Annotated in this window: 15 protein-coding genes; 8 read left to right on the top strand and 7 right to left on the bottom strand. The window is 61.1% G+C overall.

Features of this window, described 5'->3' with window-relative positions; translation table 11 throughout:
• Positions 1 to 45 precede the first annotated feature (45 nt).
• Complete coding sequence (locus HDG39_RS08560; protein ID WP_184005240.1) at positions 46 to 522, bottom strand: hypothetical protein; 477 nt, start codon at positions 520 to 522, stop codon at positions 46 to 48.
• A 249-nt stretch (positions 523 to 771) separates the two neighbouring features.
• Positions 772 to 1,404, bottom strand: coding sequence for a cysteine hydrolase family protein (locus tag HDG39_RS08555; RefSeq protein WP_184005014.1), 633 nt, complete (start codon positions 1,402 to 1,404; stop codon positions 772 to 774).
• A 233-nt stretch (positions 1,405 to 1,637) separates the two neighbouring features.
• Between HDG39_RS08555 and HDG39_RS08550 the strand changes: the two genes are divergently transcribed.
• Positions 1,638 to 2,633 carry an aldo/keto reductase gene (locus HDG39_RS08550; protein WP_184005012.1) on the top strand — a complete coding sequence of 332 codons (996 nt, stop codon included), beginning with the start codon at positions 1,638 to 1,640 and terminating at the stop codon, positions 2,631 to 2,633.
• 93 nt (positions 2,634 to 2,726) lie between these two features.
• Positions 2,727 to 3,119, top strand: a complete 393-nt coding sequence (locus HDG39_RS08545) for a hypothetical protein (RefSeq protein WP_184005010.1) — start codon at positions 2,727 to 2,729, stop codon at positions 3,117 to 3,119.
• 10 nt (positions 3,120 to 3,129) lie between these two features.
• On the opposite strand, the gene HDG39_RS08540 is transcribed toward HDG39_RS08545, so the two are convergent.
• Positions 3,130 to 4,770 carry an MFS transporter gene (locus HDG39_RS08540; RefSeq protein WP_184005008.1) on the bottom strand — a complete coding sequence of 547 codons (1,641 nt, stop codon included), beginning with the start codon at positions 4,768 to 4,770 and terminating at the stop codon, positions 3,130 to 3,132.
• A 202-nt stretch (positions 4,771 to 4,972) separates the two neighbouring features.
• On the opposite strand from HDG39_RS08540, the gene HDG39_RS08535 reads away from it, so the two are divergent.
• Positions 4,973 to 6,214 (top strand): cystathionine gamma-synthase family protein, encoded by a 1,242-nt coding sequence (locus tag HDG39_RS08535; RefSeq protein WP_184005006.1) that lies wholly within the window; start codon positions 4,973 to 4,975, stop codon positions 6,212 to 6,214.
• A 102-nt stretch (positions 6,215 to 6,316) separates the two neighbouring features.
• Here the strand turns inward: HDG39_RS08535 and HDG39_RS08530 are convergent, their stop codons facing one another.
• Entirely contained in the window at positions 6,317 to 6,685 is a 369-nt protein-coding gene (locus HDG39_RS08530) for an NUDIX hydrolase (protein WP_035471738.1), read from the bottom strand.
• A 241-nt stretch (positions 6,686 to 6,926) separates the two neighbouring features.
• Between HDG39_RS08530 and HDG39_RS08525 the strand changes: the two genes are divergently transcribed.
• The 5 genes from HDG39_RS08525 (at position 6,927) to HDG39_RS08505 (ending at position 11,527) form a co-directional block, all read left to right on the top strand.
• Positions 6,927 to 7,841 (top strand): CHAD domain-containing protein, encoded by a 915-nt coding sequence (locus HDG39_RS08525; protein WP_184005004.1) that lies wholly within the window; start codon positions 6,927 to 6,929, stop codon positions 7,839 to 7,841.
• Between the two features lie 517 nt (positions 7,842 to 8,358).
• A complete protein-coding gene (locus tag HDG39_RS08520; protein ID WP_184005002.1) occupies positions 8,359 to 8,970 on the top strand; it encodes a HisS family protein in 612 nt (203 codons plus the stop codon).
• Between the two features lie 449 nt (positions 8,971 to 9,419).
• Positions 9,420 to 9,875 (top strand): GNAT family N-acetyltransferase, encoded by a 456-nt coding sequence (locus HDG39_RS08515; protein WP_184005000.1) that lies wholly within the window; start codon positions 9,420 to 9,422, stop codon positions 9,873 to 9,875.
• A 115-nt stretch (positions 9,876 to 9,990) separates the two neighbouring features.
• The gene (locus HDG39_RS08510; RefSeq protein ID WP_311665699.1) at positions 9,991 to 10,503 is read left to right on the top strand and encodes an NUDIX domain-containing protein; all 513 of its coding nucleotides are present in this window, start codon (positions 9,991 to 9,993) and stop codon (positions 10,501 to 10,503) included.
• A 115-nt stretch (positions 10,504 to 10,618) separates the two neighbouring features.
• Positions 10,619 to 11,527 carry an alpha/beta fold hydrolase gene (locus tag HDG39_RS08505; RefSeq protein ID WP_184004996.1) on the top strand — a complete coding sequence of 303 codons (909 nt, stop codon included), beginning with the start codon at positions 10,619 to 10,621 and terminating at the stop codon, positions 11,525 to 11,527.
• Positions 11,528 to 11,973: 446 nt separating this feature from the next.
• On the opposite strand, the gene HDG39_RS08500 is transcribed toward HDG39_RS08505, so the two are convergent.
• The 3 genes from HDG39_RS08500 to HDG39_RS08490 are packed head-to-tail and all read right to left on the bottom strand — an operon-like array spanning position 11,974 to position 17,068.
• Positions 11,974 to 12,780, bottom strand: coding sequence for an oxidoreductase (locus HDG39_RS08500; RefSeq protein WP_184004993.1), 807 nt, complete (start codon positions 12,778 to 12,780; stop codon positions 11,974 to 11,976).
• Between the two features lie 35 nt (positions 12,781 to 12,815).
• Positions 12,816 to 15,956, bottom strand: a complete 3,141-nt coding sequence (locus HDG39_RS08495) for an efflux RND transporter permease subunit (protein WP_184004989.1) — start codon at positions 15,954 to 15,956, stop codon at positions 12,816 to 12,818.
• Complete coding sequence (locus HDG39_RS08490) at positions 15,953 to 17,068, bottom strand: efflux RND transporter periplasmic adaptor subunit (protein ID WP_184004986.1); 1,116 nt, start codon at positions 17,066 to 17,068, stop codon at positions 15,953 to 15,955. The genes HDG39_RS08495 and HDG39_RS08490 overlap by 4 nt, the downstream gene beginning before the upstream one ends.
• Positions 17,069 to 17,147 lie beyond the last annotated feature (79 nt).

Below are 17,147 nucleotides of genomic sequence, written 5' to 3'. Positions count from 1 at the left end.
AACGACGATGCCAACGACCGTTCCTGTCGACGAAGGCAACCAGCGTCACGGCTTCTTCGAACGCGGCGGCCGCGCGTTGACGAACGGGTTATAGCCGCGCGAACTCGCCGGCCGATCCTGTTCGGTCGCGCGGCGGCGCTTGCTGGATCGTCCGTCGCCCGACAATTGCGCAAGCAGTTCTTGCGATTCGGACTGCGACTCCGCGTCCGTTTCATCCACGGGCGGCGCGGTTTTTTTGCGTCGCGCGGTTTTTGGCTGCGCTGCTTTCTCGTCCGTATCCGACGCGACGCTCGTGATGTGTTCGATCACGGTCATGAACGATGCCGATGCCGATCGGACAGGTTGTCCCGGCAGCATCGTCAGCGCGACGATTTCGTGCAGTGAACGACCGTCGACGGAGCGGCCCTCCACCGTGTCATGCCAGTCGACATCCGCTTGCGCGAAGGCGCCGATCACACGTTCGAGCACGGCCGGCGACAGGACGCCGCCGTCGTATAAGCGGATGACGACGCTTTCGAACATCTGGAGCGTGGCGATGCCCGTTGTTTTCGACGTCACGATTTGTCGTCCGGTTGGTTTCTCTTCCAGTATCAGCCAGCAAATCACATGCCGATGTGGAGAGTCACTCATCGTGATCGCCGAATACGGCATGCACCGACGGTTACGCGGTCACGCCGGGCGGCCCGAAAGCGCTGGTGCGATAGCGGGGTTTATTCGTCGCGAAACCAACGGAACGCCGGGGAAAGAAGTAATCGAGTTGGCGATATCGGTCTATGCGAGCAGCAGTAGCGCATCCGCCAGTGACAGCACCGTTGTGCGTGAATCGAATGCGGTAGAAAACAGATGCTCGTGGACCACCTGGTCCGGGTCGTAACAGCAATCCTTCACCGTATACAGGCGGAAGTCCGCGTCGCTGGCGTACGCGACCGAGGAGAGCACGACTCCGGTCGACGCGATGCCGACCATGATCAGCGAATCGATACCTTGCCCGGAAAGCTTCGCCTCCAGATCGGTGCCGAAGAACACGCTCGCACGATGCGCGATGACGAGCGGTTCGTTGGCCTGCTGGCCCAACTCTGGCGCGGTACGGTCTGCGAGGAAGAGGCCAAGACTTTTGATTCCCTGCCCATTCCTGTTCAACGGGCTGACTTCCGGATAGCCCGGACTGAATCTGAGGTTGGCGAAATAGACGCTGACGCCTTTGGTCCGGGCCGCGTCGCATAACCTGCGCGTATTGGCGAGCAACGCGGGCGCGACCGACGGAAAGAGTCCGAGAATGTCGGTCTGGTAGTGCATGACGACGAGCGCGGTTCGCGATGGCGCGATGGCCGGAATCCGTGCACTCGTGCGAGTGCCGCCGAGCCCGTCGTTCGCAATGCCGTCGGAACCTGCATTGGTTGTCATTACGCCACCTTCATCCGGGTTCCACGTCCTGTTGTCGGAGCGGCCGCTTCGATGCCGTGGAAATCATACTTCATCGCATCGCGCGGGCGATCATCATTCCGCCCGGACGCATACCCTACTTCAACGGCCCTGCCCGCTTGCTACACTATGTACAAAGGTCGCCGGCGCTCCCGCAAGGGTCATGAACCACCTGCGACGCAACTTCGCTAAAAAAATAGAGGATGAGCATCCAAATGACGCTTTCGACGAGAAAATTTGGTCGTACCGGCTGGAATGTGTCGGAAATCGGTTTTGGGGCATGGGCGATCGGCGGCTCGTGGGGCAGTGTTGCGGAAGATGACGCCAAGGCCGCGCTAAATGCCGCGCTCGATAACGGTGTCACGTTCATCGACACGGCCGATGTCTACGGCGATGGTCGCTCCGAACGGATCATCCGCGACGTGCTGCGGCAACGAGGCGGCGAACGTCCGATTGTCGCCACCAAGCTCGGGCGCCGACTCGACCCGCATGTGACCAGCGGCTATCTGAACAAGCGCGAGCTCGAAGCTTTCATCGACCGGAGTCGCTCGAATCTCGGCGTCGAAACGCTCGACCTGGTCCAGCTGCATTGCCCGCCGACGGAGGTTTACTACCGTCCCGAGGTGTTCGACGCAATGGACGACTTCGTCGCCGCCGGCAAGATCCGCTACTACGGCGTGTCGGTCGAAAAGGTGGAAGAAGCGCTCAAGGCGATCGAATATCCGAACGTGGTTTCGGTGCAGATCATCTACAACATGTTCCGTCAGCGTCCATCCGATCTGTTCTTCAGGCAAGCGCAAAAGAAAGACGTTGCGGTCATCGCGCGAGTGCCTCTGGCCAGCGGCATGCTCACGGGCAAGATGTCCGCGGATTCGACTTTTGCATCAGACGACCATCGTGCATTCAATCGGCATGGCGAGGCGTTCGACGTCGGTGAAACGTTCTCCGGCGTGCCCTACGACGTCGCGTTGCAAGCGGTCGACGAACTGCGCGGCCTCGTACCCGTGAACGCCTCCATGGCGCAGCTGGCTCTGCGCTGGATCCTGATGGAGGATGCCGTCTCCGTCATCATCCCGGGCAGTAAAAACGCGGCCCAGGCGGCGTCGAACGTCTCGGCCGCGAGCCTCGCGCCGCTGTCCGACGAGGTAATGCAACGGGTCCGGGATGTCTATCAGCACCATATCGCGCCGCACGTCCATCAGCGCTGGTAAAGGCAACGCGGTGGCGGCTTCGCGGTGGGCGCATTCGACATGCAGGGAGCACCCGGAATAAATTGTGTTTGCACCTGGACTCTGGAGAACCCCATGACAGACATCGCACTTGCACGCAAAGATGCTTGCCTCGCAGTGGTTCATGCGGTACTGACGGACTTGAGCGACGACAGCAATCTGATCGGCGCGGCTCTACGTGTTGCGGACTACCTCGTAGATGATCTCGAAGGCAAGATCACCGAGACCGACGCCATACTGCTTGCTGTCACCGCGCTAACCAAGGTCAATCGCGCGATTCGCGAGTGGAACGACGTGGACGGCAACGCGATGGACGCGATGAGGGTCGCGGATTTCGTCATCGATGAACAAATGAACGGGTACGACAGCGCGCCACATCAACCGACTTCGTCGGCGGCAAGAATCGAGGCGCGAGCGGCCGCGGTGATCCGGCCGACGGGGAGCCCGGTGCGGCCTGTTCACCACTGAGCTTCGTATCTCACTCCGGGCGCGCCACCGCCGGCCGTTTCAGCGGCTGGATGGTGGCCATCGCAAGCCCCGCTCCGGCGAACGCACACGCGGCGCAGACGAGCGCGACGGCCCGCAGCGCGTCGGTCATCGCATCGGCTTGCGCGCGCGCCACGGATGTCTCGCGCGGCGTATGCGAGGCGCCCGCCGCCCCTCCCGCCTGCTCGACCGGCGCCAGCAATTGCCCGATCTGGCGCGTATCTTGCGGTACATGCAGTTCGTCGAGGCGCGCCGATAGCGCCGCGTGGTGCGACCACACGAATACGATCCCGAGCACCGCAATCGCCAGCAGGCCCGCCACGCGCGCAACGGCGTTATTGATGCCGGACGCCACGCCTGTGCGGTCGCTCGGCACCGCGCCCATCACGGTCGTGGTAAGCGGCGCGACGGTGATCGTCATGCCGAGCCCGAGCACGACGAGCGCAGGGAAGAATTCAGTCCAATAGCTGCCGCGCACCAACGGCAGCGCCAGCAACGTGAACCCGACTCCGGCGACGCCCGGGCCAACGGTCAGCAGCGTGCGCGAACCCAAGCGGCTAGTCAGACCGCCAGTGAAGCGCGACAGCAAACCGATGATGAAAGGCACCGGCAACAGCGCCGCCCCCGCTTCGGTCGCGGTGTAGCCATGCGCGCGGATCAGCGTGAACGGCAGGAAGAAGAACATGCCGCCAAGGCCGAAGTAAAGCAGCAGTGTGACGAGGTTGGCGCCGGTGAAGTCGCGCGAGCGGAACAGATCGAGCGGCACCATCGGGTTGGGGCTACGCGCCTCAATGGTCACGAATGCGGCGAGCATCAGCACGCCGGCGCCAATCGCACAGAATACGAGCGGATGCGCGAAGCCACGCGCCGACGCTTCGGTCAGGCCGAACGTCAGCGCGCCGAGGCCCGTGGCCGCGCTCAGCGCGCCGGGCCAGTCGAGCTGTCCAGGCGCATCGGCCCCGTGGCTGTTGGGCACCGCCGATATGGCGAGCGCGATCGTCAGCGCCGCGAGCGGGACGTTCAGGAAGAAGATCGCGCGCCACGACCACGCGTCGACGAGCCAGCCCCCCGCCACCGGCCCCACGGCCGACGTGATCGCGCCGACGCCCGCCCAGGTGCCGATTGCCCGTCCGCGCGCTGCGTCGTCGAACACCGCGCCGATGATCGCGAGACTGCTGGGTACGAGCAGTGACGCGCCAATGCCTTGAACCGCGCGCGCGGCGACCAGCGCAAATGCATTCGGCGCAAACCCGCAAGCGGCCGACGCCAGCGTGAAAAGCGCGACGCCCGCGATGAACACCGTGCGCCGGCCGAGCTTGTCGCCCATCGATCCGCCGACCAGCACGAGGGAGCCGAGAAACAGCAGATACGCGTTGACGACCCACTGCATCGCCGCGACGCTCGCGCCGAGTTCGCTCTGAATGGCCGGCAGCGCGACGTTGACGACGGAGCCATCGATGAACGCCATGCTCGAACCACCGATCGTCGCGGCCAGCGCGAGGCGCTTGCGCTGGCACGGGCGGCCGGTCGTGATGGGCTGCGTTCGGATGATGAGCTCGTCGCACGGGCTCGCCTGCGCGGCGACGATGTGCGCCGTCCTCGGCTTGCTGCCAGAATGATCAGGGTCGGCCACGTTCGCTCCCGTGCTGGTCGATGAAGACTTAGAGCCTGTTCGTGCCACCGAGGCTAGTCAACCCCGCAGCGCAACATCGCGGAGCGGGTTTTGCCCGTTCGTGGTGTCCCGCGCCGCCGGACGGGACGCCAAGGACTTCGCCGGCGAGCGGTTACAGGCGATAATCGGTTGGAAGCAATCGATCTATAAAAGCGGAGAAGGAATGGACAAGCAAGGTTTCACCACTGGCATCGTTCACGGCGACAGAATTGCGGGCACCGAGCACGGTGCCTTGCGTCAGCCAGTTCATACGTCCGTGCAATATGGTTTCGAGCGCGTCGAGGACCTGATCGGCGTGTTCCAGGGCACGAAGAAAGGCGGCTTCAATTACGCGCGGCAGGGCACCCCCACAACCGCCGCGCTCGAGCGCAAGATCACCAGCCTCGAAGAAGGCGTCGGCACCATCTGCTTCAGCACCGGCATGGCCGGCATCACCGCGACGTTCCTCACGCTGCTGCGCGCGGGCGATCATCTCGTGTCGAGCCGCTACGTGTTCGGCAACACCAACAGTCTGTTCGGCACGTTGCGGGCGCTCGGCATCGAAGTCACGACCGTCGATGCCGGCAACGTCGACGACGTGAAGAACGCAATCCGGCCGAATACGCGCATGGTGTTCGTCGAAACCATCGCGAATCCGGGCACGCAGATTCCCGACCTGCAAGGTATCGGTGACGTGTGCCGTGAGCGCGGCATCGTGTACTTCGTCGATAACACGATTACCTCGCCTGCATTGTTCAAGCCAAAGGCGGTCGGCGCGAGCCTCGTCATCAACTCGCTGACGAAGACTATCGCGGGTCATGGCGCCGCGCTCGGCGGCGCGGTGACGGATACGGGCCTGTTCGACTGGAGCGCGTATCCGAACATCGCCGCCGACTATCGGCGCTCGGCGGCGAAGGATCAGGGGCTGCTGCAGATCCGCAAGAAAGGCCTGCGAGACATGGGGGCGGCATTGTCGTCCGAGCAGGCGCACTCGATCGCGATGGGCGCGGAAACGCTCGCCTTGCGCGTGAAGCAAAGTAGCGACAATGCGCTCGCGCTCGCGCAGTTTCTCGAAGGGCACGAAGCGATCGGCAACGTGTTCTACCCCGGCCTGAAGAGCCATCCGCAATACGAGATCGCACAGACGCTGTTCAAGGGCGCGTCGTGGCTGTTGTCGTTCGAATTACTCAACGTGGATCGCATGGTCGAAGTCGTCAACGCGCTCAAGCTGCCGGTCAAGGCGACCGGTCTCGGCGACACGCGCACGCTGATCATTCCCGTCGCGCCGACGATCTTTTTCGAAGCCGGGCCGGAAACGCGCAAGGCGATGGGCATTTCCGACGGCATGCTGCGGCTCTCCGCGGGCATCGAGGATATCGACGATCTGATTGCGGATTTCGCACAGGCGCTCAAGTTCGCGGCGTAGTTTTTCGGGCCTTCGAAATTTTGAGCGAGGCTGGTGCGCCGGCCTCGCTTATTTAGTTCCTGGCAGTGCAATCGGACGTCGGGTATCAGTTGAAAGTCTGGGCTACTTCCTGCGCCGCTGATACATGAGCTTCACGATATCGGTCGTCGGCCCGCTGGTCATGAGGCGACGGATGTCGTCCATGTGAACCCAGCGACACCTGGATATTTCGTTACTCGGGCGAGCTTTGGCCCGATTCGGGATTTCGCAGGAAAACACGTGATGGTGCTTCTGCTTGCCACGGAAGTCGAAGAGATGCTTGGCCGACTTGCCGGATAGCTGAGTTTCTTCCTTGAGTTCCCGAAGTGCGGCGTCCGTGCGATGTTCTCCACGCTTGAGGATCCCGCCCGGCAAAGCCCACTTTGACTGACTACGTGCGACCAGAAGGATTCGCTTACCTCTGCGACAGATCACGGTGGCGCGTTTCTTCAAACCGAACTCCCACTTATGCCCCAGATGCTCTCAAGACGCGCCCCGCACGGCGGCGTATCGGGCTTTGCCAGACATAGTTGAGCATCCTAATACAGAACAGCGGAAGCCAGAAATGTTTCGAAGCGAGGACAGCGGACGCGCGGCAGCTTAAAGTATGTCATCAACGCGTCACAATCTCGGCGCACGAGGGTCGCTATGGTAAGGTCTGGGCAAATGATTTTCTATCCGACTCGAGGTTGCAATGAATATGGATGGTGACTGGTCCTTGCCACGGCCAAACACTCTCTTCAAAGTCAACCGCCGGACGGCCGGTTCATCACTGTCAAAAACGAGTTCCATTGCCAGTACCTTCTCGTCCCTGGCGGCGCCAGTGGTGGCCGAAGCCGTGCAAAGGGCAAGAGAGCTATCCACGCAGAGCGATGCCGAAGGGTTTCATCAGCTTCGCGTCGCTTTCAGAAAGCTTCGGGCTTTGTACTGGGCGTACTCTCCATACCTCGGAGAGGAATCGACCGCGCAAGCCACCGAAGAATTCAAGCGTCTTGCGGCCGTGGCAGGCGGAACCCGTGACTGGGACATAGCAGGCGATCTGCTGAGAGCCGCCCAGGAGTCCGGCGCCTCGATCGAGCTGCTGGTGGCCGCGGCGCGCGAGAAGCGCGCGCAGGCGGTGGTGCATTGCCAGACGATGATCAAAAGCGACGATGTCGAGGCGTTCCTGAACGATGTCCTGCTTCGCGCGCAAACCTCACTGCAGTCGCATTGCGACGATCTACCCATTCAGGCGTTCGCCGAGAAGCGTGTCCGTCTGGCACAGCGCGCACTTCAAAAGCGAAGCAGACGCGCTGCACGCAGCAGCGAGGACACCCACGAGGAGGATCTTCACGATGTTCGAAAGGCAGGCAAAAAACTGAGGTACCTGCTGGAGTTTTTTCAACCCGTTATCAAAGGCGGACACGGTCGCACCATCAAGGAATTGACATCCGTGCAGAACAAGCTGGGGCAGTTCAACGACATTGCCGCAAGCGAGGCGCTGATTCGCAGTGCGTCATTCAATGAGGTTCCGGCCGAGGTCGTGCAGGAATCGCTGCAATGGTTGGAAAAACAGAAGTCCCAACGGATGCGGGCGGCATCGCGGCGGGTCCGAGGCATCTCTAACTGAGGCGGGCGCGATCTCACTGAATGGATGCCGAAGTATCGGGGGGTTGTTGCGCGGTTGGTGAACGGCTGAGCTCGGCCGAGGCCGTGTGAAAACGCAAAATTACTCGGTTTTTGGGTGTCGCTTTACCCTTCCCGAGTTGCCACTAGGCCGACACAGAGCGATCTGGAGGGTCAATTTTTTCGAGCACCGCATTGCGCATGCGTTTTCACACGGCCTCGACCATGAACGGTCGCTCGACACGGAATCCTAAACTAGTCATCCGAAACATAACGTCTACGCACAAGGATCATTTTGTGTGTCAATATTGACAACATGGAACTTCGTAACGCCCCGAGCAAGGCTCACCACCATCACGGTCGCTATCCATTGCGCCGTGGTCCGTTACGTCCATAGCAAGGAATCGAGGGTTTCATTCCCCTTTCCATGCACAAACGACCAAGGCGCCTTAGGCGCCTTTTTTATTTTCTAAACCGAAGAGGATTTCTCATGACCATGATTCGCGGAACCCGTTTCATCGTTGGTAAGGAAGCCGCGCAAATACGCGCTCTGGAAAGTCAGTTCCGGAGATATCTTCATTGACGTTGGAGCAGAAGAGGCTATCGTTCCAGCCTTGTGGTCACAAGATACGTTCATTCAAAAGGCCGGCGGCAGTGAAATCATCGGCCAAATGTGGGCGTTCCCCGATAAAAAGGGACGCGACTGCTGCCTGATCCCGGAGGCGACGGCTCTTTTCCAGGAGCGGTGTATGGAGCTGCTGGGGCGCCGACAGGAGCGAATGTTGTTTTATATCGCTCGATGCTATCGCTATGAACGACCGCAAGCTGGTCGCTATCGTGAATTCTCGCAACTGGGATTCGAGTATCTATGCCCCGATCCGGAATTGGCGGTCAAGCGTAGCCAGGAGATAGCGATTGGTTTTTTTGATTCACTTGGACTTAGCTATGAAATCGACGGCTCAGCTCGGAGGGGCCTCAGCTACTATCTGAGCGGCCGAGGCTTCGAGATGCGCTGCGCCGAACTCGGAGCGCAACAGCAGGTGGTAGGCGGCGGGGCATATCGGGAAGGTGCGGGCTTCGGTATCGGCGCGGAACGGCTGCTCCTGGCGATGACAGCGCAAGGGCTCGCATAGCTAGCACACCCGACGCGGAACAGGCTTGTGATTGTGATCAATCGCAAGCCTCATATCGCGATTGATACGCTGTCGGGTCAGGACGCGAACGTCCGCTTCCCGCTACCTCGACCGTCCCTTGTGGGTCGTGCGCTGCCGATCGCAACCTCCCGAGGTTGATGTTGTGTATTCAAATTGCATGGGTCGGCACACGGCCGAGGCCGTGTGAAAACGCAAAAGTACTCGGTTTTTGGGTGTCGCTTTACCCTTCCCGAGTTGCCACCAGGCCAACACAGAGCGATCTGGAGGGTCAATTTTTTCGAGCACCGCATTCCGCATGCGTTTTCACACGGCCTCGGCCATGAGCATACCTTCGGCCCCAAAGTGCAAATTGGTGACAATCGATTCGGCGCGATAGTATTCGCACAAGAAGTAAGCCTCGCGAATCCTTTGACCGGAAGCCGTTCCCAATGAACATCGCCTTTTCCGATACAACCGAGTCCGACGCCGACACACTGGTCGCCATTCGTATCGCCGCGATGCGCGAGAGTCTGGAGCGCATCGGTCGTTTCGACCCGCAGCGTGCACGCGAGCGCTTCCTCGCGTCATTCGACCCTGCGCGGTGTCGATTCATAGAGGTCGATGGCGTTCGGTCGGGCTTTATCCTCATCCGCCCACAGGCAGACGAATGGCTACTGGACCACCTTTACATTCTGCCGGCGCACCAAGGGAAAGGAATTGGCGCAGCCGTCTTGCGGGACGTCTTCGCGAACGCCGACGCGCAACGCATGCCAATCCGCCTCGGTGCTCTACGCGGCAGTGATTCAAACCGCTTCTACCAGCGGTACGGATTTGTACAGACTGACGAAGGAGAATGGGATATCTACTATGTGCGTCAGCCAATCGAAACACAGGAAGAAAGCTAGGCTGTATTGGTATTCATGGGGCGGGGCCCATCGCTGGAGTCGGCGACAGAAATTCGAGCGCCCAGACGCCTAACCATGTACTGCCGAGTTCGGCCATTTTGGGACATTCGACAGAGTGGTTTGGATCGCCGACAATCGGGCAGGCACAAACTCATCGGGGGTGAAGGTGTCGCTGTACGTTGATAACGAAAGCTACATCAGTCGGCTGAGGAAAAAGGTTGGAAGTGATTTGATTTTGAGTCCCTCCGTTGCAGGCGTGATTCACGATCATGAAGGCAAGCTGCTACTTCAGGAGAAATCGTCCGGAGAGGCGTGGAGTTTGCCCGCTGGTGGAATTGAACTGGGAGAAAGCCCACAAGAGGCCATCTTCCGCGAGGTAATGGAGGAAACTGGATATGCAATCCGCATTCACGGCATTCTCGGCGTGTTTGGCGGACGGCCGTTCCGATACACGTATCCAAGCGGCGACCACGTCGAATACGTGGTGACGCTGTTCCAATGCAAAATCATTGGCGGCTCCGGGATACCCAGCGATTCCGAAACCCGGTCAACTCAATATTTCGGAAGGCACGAGATGCCGGAACTGGCACTCCCGTATCCGAAAGGCGATTTGTTTCGCCCTTTCTAAGATCACAGCCGGACGCCGTTGCTGTTTGACGTGCCTCCAAATTCGGCCACAAACTGCCAATGGACAACTCAGTTTAATGTTGTGACAATCGGTCATTGCGTATCAACAATGAGCGATGACATCACAACTTGAGGCGTTTATTCAGTCCGGTCCTGTAAGACTCGCGGTGCAGGATCACGGCGGAATCGGGCCTGTAATGCTTTTGCTACACGGAGCGGGGCGATCGGCCGCTGATTGGATTCCAATGGCGCATTTGTTGACATCAATTCGACACGTCATCGCGTTGGACTTGCGCGGCCATGGACTATCGGAGTCGGGAGATTGGAGCGTCGATCTTGTCTTGAAAGACATAAGGGCCGTGCTTCAGAGCTATTCCACCACCAATATTTCGATCGCTGGCCATTCGCTCGGAGGAGTCTTGGCATTCCTTTACGCGTCGAGGTATGGCGGTGTTAGCCACTTAATCGATTTGGACGGGTTTGCGCTACTTGCCAACGAGTATGTCGGCCTTTCTCCCGAAGAAGCGGCGGCCTCTCAAGAAAGAGTGCGAGCTGAATGGGTGCGGCCGCAGCCGAACTTGACTGACAAGGCAGTAGCTAAGCTCGAAGAAAACTTAGTCGAGACCTACGGCCTTTCGCCGGCCGATAGTTCAAAGATTATTAGGCGAGCGCTGCAACCACTTGGCAACCAAAGTCACTCGCTGCATAAGGACATGCGGGCGATTCAGGGAATTCGCGCTTTGTATGGAGCATTTCTCCATGACGATAGCTTTTTCGACCTGGTCCGCTCGATAAACGTCCCAAAGTTGATCCTTCGCGCAAATCGGCTCAGCCTGCCGGCACAACTCCCCGAGTGGCATAAAGAAATGCTTAAAGCATACTTCCTTGGAGTTCAGCACCAAACTGACGCTTTGCAGTATTCCAGCCAGTTTTCGCTGTCTGTACGTGAAAGCAGCCATATGATGATGTTGGAAGAGCCGGGGGCACTGGCTGCTGAGATAAACCGATTCCTCACCGCAGGCTAAGCGGCGCTTAAGGCTGCGTACGCCCGCGGCGCTCACCACTCGAATGTCCGTTTCTGGTAACGGTGAGAGACCGCCGTCGCGTGCTGCCGATCGCTGCCGTCTGGACTGGCCGGGCGCGTATGCGATTTGCATACGGCTGCGCTCGCCCAGTTTCCGCCGCTCGTTGCCATGCGCACGATGGCGTTCCAGCGGCCACTTCGCACTAACACGCGACGGATGTCGCGTTCAAGAGACTCGCGCAACCGCTCGTGCCGGTGAGCTGTTCCATACGGGCGAGTGCCGGCTTGCTACCGCCTGCAAGCGAAGGTCGCCGCGCAGCTTCCTGCTGAGCGGCCCAGTCGACGGTCGTGGCGGAGGCCATGAAGTTGTCCTGACAACTGATGCGCCTTTTTCAGAAAAAGGGGCTCGTCGAACCTTGACCGCAATGTGATGCGTGGGCGAGCGCTTCAACCAAGTCCGAATGTTTTCCTCAAGCTTGAATCGACGGGACCAGCGGGCATAAAGCGGCGTAACTTGCTCAGCAACGATGCCTGTCCGGCAGGCGTGCGACGCATCCGCCAGGCGCCAAGCGCCGCTTCGACAATAGTGTTTGCCACGCCCTCGGGCTCGGGGGCACCTTTGACACTGCTCACGACTGCGCTCGTTGCAAGGGCACGCTCGCGATCATAGTCGGCGATTTTCGAACCCGCCTGGGGCGCATTGATGTCGAGATTAGTCCTGGTAAAAGTTGGTTCGACCAGCGTTGCGCGTATGCCGAACTGGCGCACCTCATGATCCAGGGTTTCGGTCAGCCCTTCCACAGCGTGCTTGGACGCCGAATAGAGTCCCATGTAGGGCGCCGGAAGAAACCCGAGCACCGAACTGACATTGACGATCCTTCCACCGCGTTGTGCCCGCATGTGGGGGAGTACAGCCTGGGCCGCGCGCAGAATGCTGAATACATTGGTATCGAACAGAGACGAGGCCTCGGCAGTCGACGTTTCCTCGACCGCGCCAATCATGCTCGTTCCTGCATTGTTGACGAGCACGTCGATTCGCCTGGCGCGATCGATGACGGACTGGATTCCAGCCAGGACCGAAGCATCGTTGCGAATATCCATCTCGACAAGCTCGACTCCCGAGATAGGCGCCGCTTTTGCGATGCTGCGCACGGTGCCAAATACGCGGCACCCCCGCCTGGCAAACTTCTCGGCGGCGGCGCGTCCGATACCCGATGACACGCCGGTAACAACGACAACAGTGGAATTCGACATGAACAGCTCTCTTCAGGTGAATTGATGGTGTTTTTTTAACTGCCCGCGTCGAGCGCGTCCTGCAGCGTTTGCTCGGAAGGCTGCACCTGCTCATGCCGATCTTTGCGCGAGCCAGCGATACTCCCGGGTCGAATCTTGAACCAGATCGAATACATGGCCGGCAGGAAGACCAGAGTCAGAATCGTCCCGGCGAACGTACCGCCGATCAGCGTGTACGCGAGGGTTCCCCAGAACACCGAATGGGTCAGCGGGATGAAAGCGAGGATCGCCGCCATGGCCGTCAGGATCACCGGCCTGGCACGCTGCACGGTGGCTTCGACGACCGCATGGAACGGATCCAGCCCCGCCTGCTCGTTCTGGTGAATCTGTCCGATCAGGATCAGCGTGTTGCGCATCAGGATGCCCGATAGCGCGATGAGACCGACCAGCGCATTGATGCCGAACGGCTGCCTGAACAGGATCAACGTCGGCACCACCCCGATCAAGCCCAGCGGGCTGGTCAGGAACACCATCACCATTGCGGAGATCGAGCGCACCTGGAAGATGATGATGATGAGCGTAACCGCCAGCATGATCGGGAAGAGCGGCAACATGGCTTTCGTCGCTTTAGCCGATTCCTCGATGGAGCCCGCCTCTTCGATACGGTAGCCGGTCGGAAGCCTGGCGATGATGGGTTGAAGCTGCCTGGTGATCGCCGTCGATACGTCCGGCGGCTGAAGGTCGTCGGCAATGTCGCCCCGTACCGTGATCGTCGGCACGCGGTCCCGCCAGCGCATGACTGGTTCCTCCATGCGCACGTCGACCTTGCCCACCTGCGACAGCGGAATGCGTTGCCCGTTCGCGCCAGCCAGCGTGAAGTCGCCGAGCCGCGCCGGGTCGAGACGAACATCACCGGCCGAACGCGCCATGACCTGCACGGTTCGAATATCCTCACGCACGGCGGTGACAGCCACGCCGGTTAGCAGGAATTGCAGTTGTTGCGCCACGGCGCTGGATGTCAGCCCCACCGCCTGCAGACGGTCCTGCTGCAACGTGAAGTGCAGCGTGGGCGTGCGCGTACCCCAATCAGCGTTGACCGTACGCATCATCGGACTGCCCTCCATCCCCTGCTCAACTTCTCCCGCAATACCGCGTAGCTTGTCCGGGTCCGGGCCAGAGATACGATAGGCGACCGGGTACGGCGAATATGGACCGAATACGAGTTGTGTAACCCGCACGCGCGCCTCGGGGGCGAGACCGTTGGAGACTGCCTGACGCAGTCGCTGCTTCAATGCGTCGCGCTCATCTTGGCTGTCCGTGCGCACCACGATCTTGGCAAACGACGGATCGGGCAGTTCCGGCCCCATCGCCAGGTAAAAGCGTGGCGCGCCTTGCCCGACGTACGCGGTGACGATCCTGGCTTCCTTCTGCTTCGCGAGCCACGCTTCGACCTTCGTCGTGGTAGCGCTGGTTTGCGAGATCGACGTGCCATAGGGCATCTGCACCTCGACCAGCACTTCGGGACGGTCGGAGATCGGGAAGAACTGTTTTTTGACCACGTCCATGCCGAGGATGGCCAGCACGAAGAGGCCCACGACCGAACCGGCGACCAGCCATTTGCGCGCGATGACGCGCGTGAGCAGCTGACGGAAGCGGTTGTAGCGCGGCGTGTCGTAGATCGCGTCGTGACCGCCTTCGACCTTTTTGAAGTCGGGCAGCATCTTCACACCCAGGTAGGGCGTGAAGACCACGGCGACGACCCACGATGCGATCAGTGCGATGCCGACGATCCAGAACATGTTGCTGGTGTATTCGCCGGCCGTGGAGCGCGCGAAGCCATTGGGCATGAAGCCGACGGCGGTCACCAGCGTGCCCGCCAGCATCGGCGCGGCCGTATGACTCCACGCGTAGGCGGAGGCGGCGATGCGGCTGTAGCCTTCCTCCATCTTTACCACCATCATTTCGATCGCGATGATCGCGTCGTCCACGAGCAGGCCGAGCGCGAGGATCAGCGATCCGAGCGTGATGCGATCGAAGTTCTTGCCGGTCGCGGCCATCACGACGAACACCACCGCGAGTGTCAGCGGTACGGCCGCGGCAACGACGAGGCCCACCCGCCAGCCCATGCTGACGAAACTCACCAGCATGACCACCAGCAGCGCGACGAAAAACTTGAGCATGAACTCGTCGACCGCCGAATGAATGTTGACGGCCTGATCGGTGACTTTGATGAGGCTCATGCCCAGCGGCAGGCCGGCGTTGATTGCGCCGACCTCGCTGTCCAGCGCCCTGCCGAGGTCGAGCCCGTTCCAGCCGTCGCGCATGACGATGCCCAGCAGCAGTGCCGGTTCGCCGTTGTTGCGGATCATGAACGTCGCCGGATCTTCATAACCACGCGTAACGGTGGCAATGTCCGACAGCTTCAGCGTGCGGCCCTGCGCTACGACCGGCGTATCGCGGATCTTCTGCAGGTTGTCGAAGGCACCGTCCAGGCGAATGAACAGCTCCGGACCTTTGGTCTCCACGGAGCCGGCCGGCGTCAGGGCGTTCTGACCGTTGAGCGCGGCGAACACGTCCTGGGGGCTCACGCCCAGCGTTGCCAGCCGGTCATGTGAGAGCTCGACATAGATTCTCTCCGACTGCTCGCCGATGATGTCGACCTTCTTCACGCCCGGCACGTGCAGCAACCGTTGGCGCAGCGTCTCCGCATCGCGCACCAGCAGGCGCTGCGGTTCGCCCCTGGCCTTCAGTGCGAAGAGGGCAAACGTGACGTCCGCATATTCGTCATTGACCATCGGCCCGATCACGCCAGCCGGAAGGTTATTTGCCTCGTCGCTGATTTTTTTCCGGGCCTGGTAGAACTGCTCCTGCACTTCCGACGGCGGCGTGCTGTCGAGCAAGGTCAAGGTCGTGAAGGCCAGCCCAGGCCGTGAGTAAGTCTCGGTCCGGTCGTACCAGCGCAGCTCCTGCATGCGCTTTTCGAGCTTCTCGGCGACCTGATCGTGCATTTCCTGCGCCGTGGCTCCCGGCCAGGCGGTGATGATGGTCATCACCTTGACCGTGAACGCGGGGTCTTCCGCCCGGCCCAGCTTGAAGAATGAAACGAGCCCGGCCAGTGAAATCAGGCAGATCAGGAACAGGGTGATGGAGCGCTCGCGCACGGCGAGCGCCGACAGGTTGAAACGGCCTTCGCTCACGGACGGGCTCCCTCGGCCGTCATGGCGACGGCTTGACTTGTCACCCGGACCTGCTCGCCTTCGCGCAGCAACTGCGCGCCGAGCGCGACGATCCGGTCGCCTTGCCTGATCTCACCGGCGACGCGAGCACTATCGTCGTCCAGACGTTCGACGGTAACCGGCCGCCAGGCAACCTTCGCCGGCTCGCCGTTGATGACCCACACCCCCGGTCCCTTGCCCGCGTCAAACAGCGCGCCGATCGGCACCTGCAAACCGCCTTGCACCGCGGAACGCGCGTCGGGAATCTGGACCGTCACCGTGGCGCCCAGTGGGGCGTCGGCCAGTTCTCCCTGCAGCACGTACCGCGCTTCGAACGTACGGGTACGAGGATCCGCCGTATCCGAAAGCTGGCGCAGCGTCGCCGGCACGCTGACACCGCCGTTGCCGAACAGCGTGGCTTGGGCGACCGAACCGATGGCGGGGCGCAGGGTTTCGGGTAGCTGGATGACAGCCTCGCGGCGCCCAGCGTGGGCGAGGCGCACCACGGGCTGTCCGGCGCTGACGACCTGGCCCGGTTCGGCCAGCGTTTCCATCACGACGCCATCGCCATCCGCCAACAGTTCGGCATAACCCGTCGCGTTGCGCGCAACGTCGGCGTCAGCCTCGGCCGCACTGAGCTGCGCTTTGGCGGCATCGGCCGCCGCCTTGATCTGGTCATAGGCCGATGCCGATATCGCGCCGGTTCCGCGCAGGTCGCGATAGCGCTCTTCATCCTGCGCGGTCTGCTGCGCGCGTGCTCGCGCGGCGGTGACCGCATCCTGCCGGGCATGCGCGGCAAGCCTCAGATCGATGGGGTCGAGGCGCATCAGCAGCTGGCCGCGTTTGACGGTTTGTCCGGCATCCACAAGCCGCTCGAGCACCTTGCCGGAGACGCGAAATCCCAGGTCGCTCTGCACGCGCGCGGCGACGGTTCCGGTAAACGAACGGGAGGCGGGGATCGCCGCCTGAGCGATGGCGGTGCGCACCAGGGGCGCTTCGGTGCGTGGATCGGACGGTGCTTTTGCGCCGCAGGCGGCTAGCGCAAGTGGCAGTGCACAGACGACTGTAGAGGTAGCAAGGCGACGCCGGAGCATGAAAGACCCATTGACGGAGTGATCGGGGCTTTCATTATGGTTCTAGTGACCAACGTAGTCAATAGTCACAATCGAAATT

The organism is Paraburkholderia lebeckiae (assembly GCF_014201005.1).
Classification (GTDB): Bacteria; Pseudomonadota; Gammaproteobacteria; order Burkholderiales; family Burkholderiaceae; genus Paraburkholderia; species Paraburkholderia tuberum.
Note: the sequence above shows the minus strand (reverse complement) of the source record. Positions and strands in the feature narration are given on the sequence as shown.

Bases quoted from the DNA above. Each gene is read 5' to 3' on its own strand.
- HDG39_RS08515 (WP_184005000.1), top strand. From the start codon at position 9,420: ATGAACATCGCCTTTTCCGATACAACCGAGTCCGACGCCGACACACTG.
- HDG39_RS08525 (WP_184005004.1), top strand. From the start codon at position 6,927: ATGAATATGGATGGTGACTGGTCCTTGCCACGGCCAAACACTCTCTTC.
- HDG39_RS08550 (WP_184005012.1), top strand. From the start codon at position 1,638: ATGACGCTTTCGACGAGAAAATTTGGTCGTACCGGCTGGAATGTGTCG.
- HDG39_RS08545 (WP_184005010.1), top strand. From the start codon at position 2,727: ATGACAGACATCGCACTTGCACGCAAAGATGCTTGCCTCGCAGTGGTT.
- HDG39_RS08505 (WP_184004996.1), top strand. From the start codon at position 10,619: ATGACATCACAACTTGAGGCGTTTATTCAGTCCGGTCCTGTAAGACTC.
- HDG39_RS08560 (WP_184005240.1), bottom strand. From the start codon at position 522: ATGTTCGAAAGCGTCGTCATCCGCTTATACGACGGCGGCGTCCTGTCG.
- HDG39_RS08555 (WP_184005014.1), bottom strand. From the start codon at position 1,404: ATGACAACCAATGCAGGTTCCGACGGCATTGCGAACGACGGGCTCGGC.
- HDG39_RS08490 (WP_184004986.1), bottom strand. From the start codon at position 17,068: ATGCTCCGGCGTCGCCTTGCTACCTCTACAGTCGTCTGTGCACTGCCA.
- HDG39_RS08500 (WP_184004993.1), bottom strand. From the start codon at position 12,780: ATGTCGAATTCCACTGTTGTCGTTGTTACCGGCGTGTCATCGGGTATC.
- HDG39_RS08535 (WP_184005006.1), top strand. From the start codon at position 4,973: ATGGACAAGCAAGGTTTCACCACTGGCATCGTTCACGGCGACAGAATT.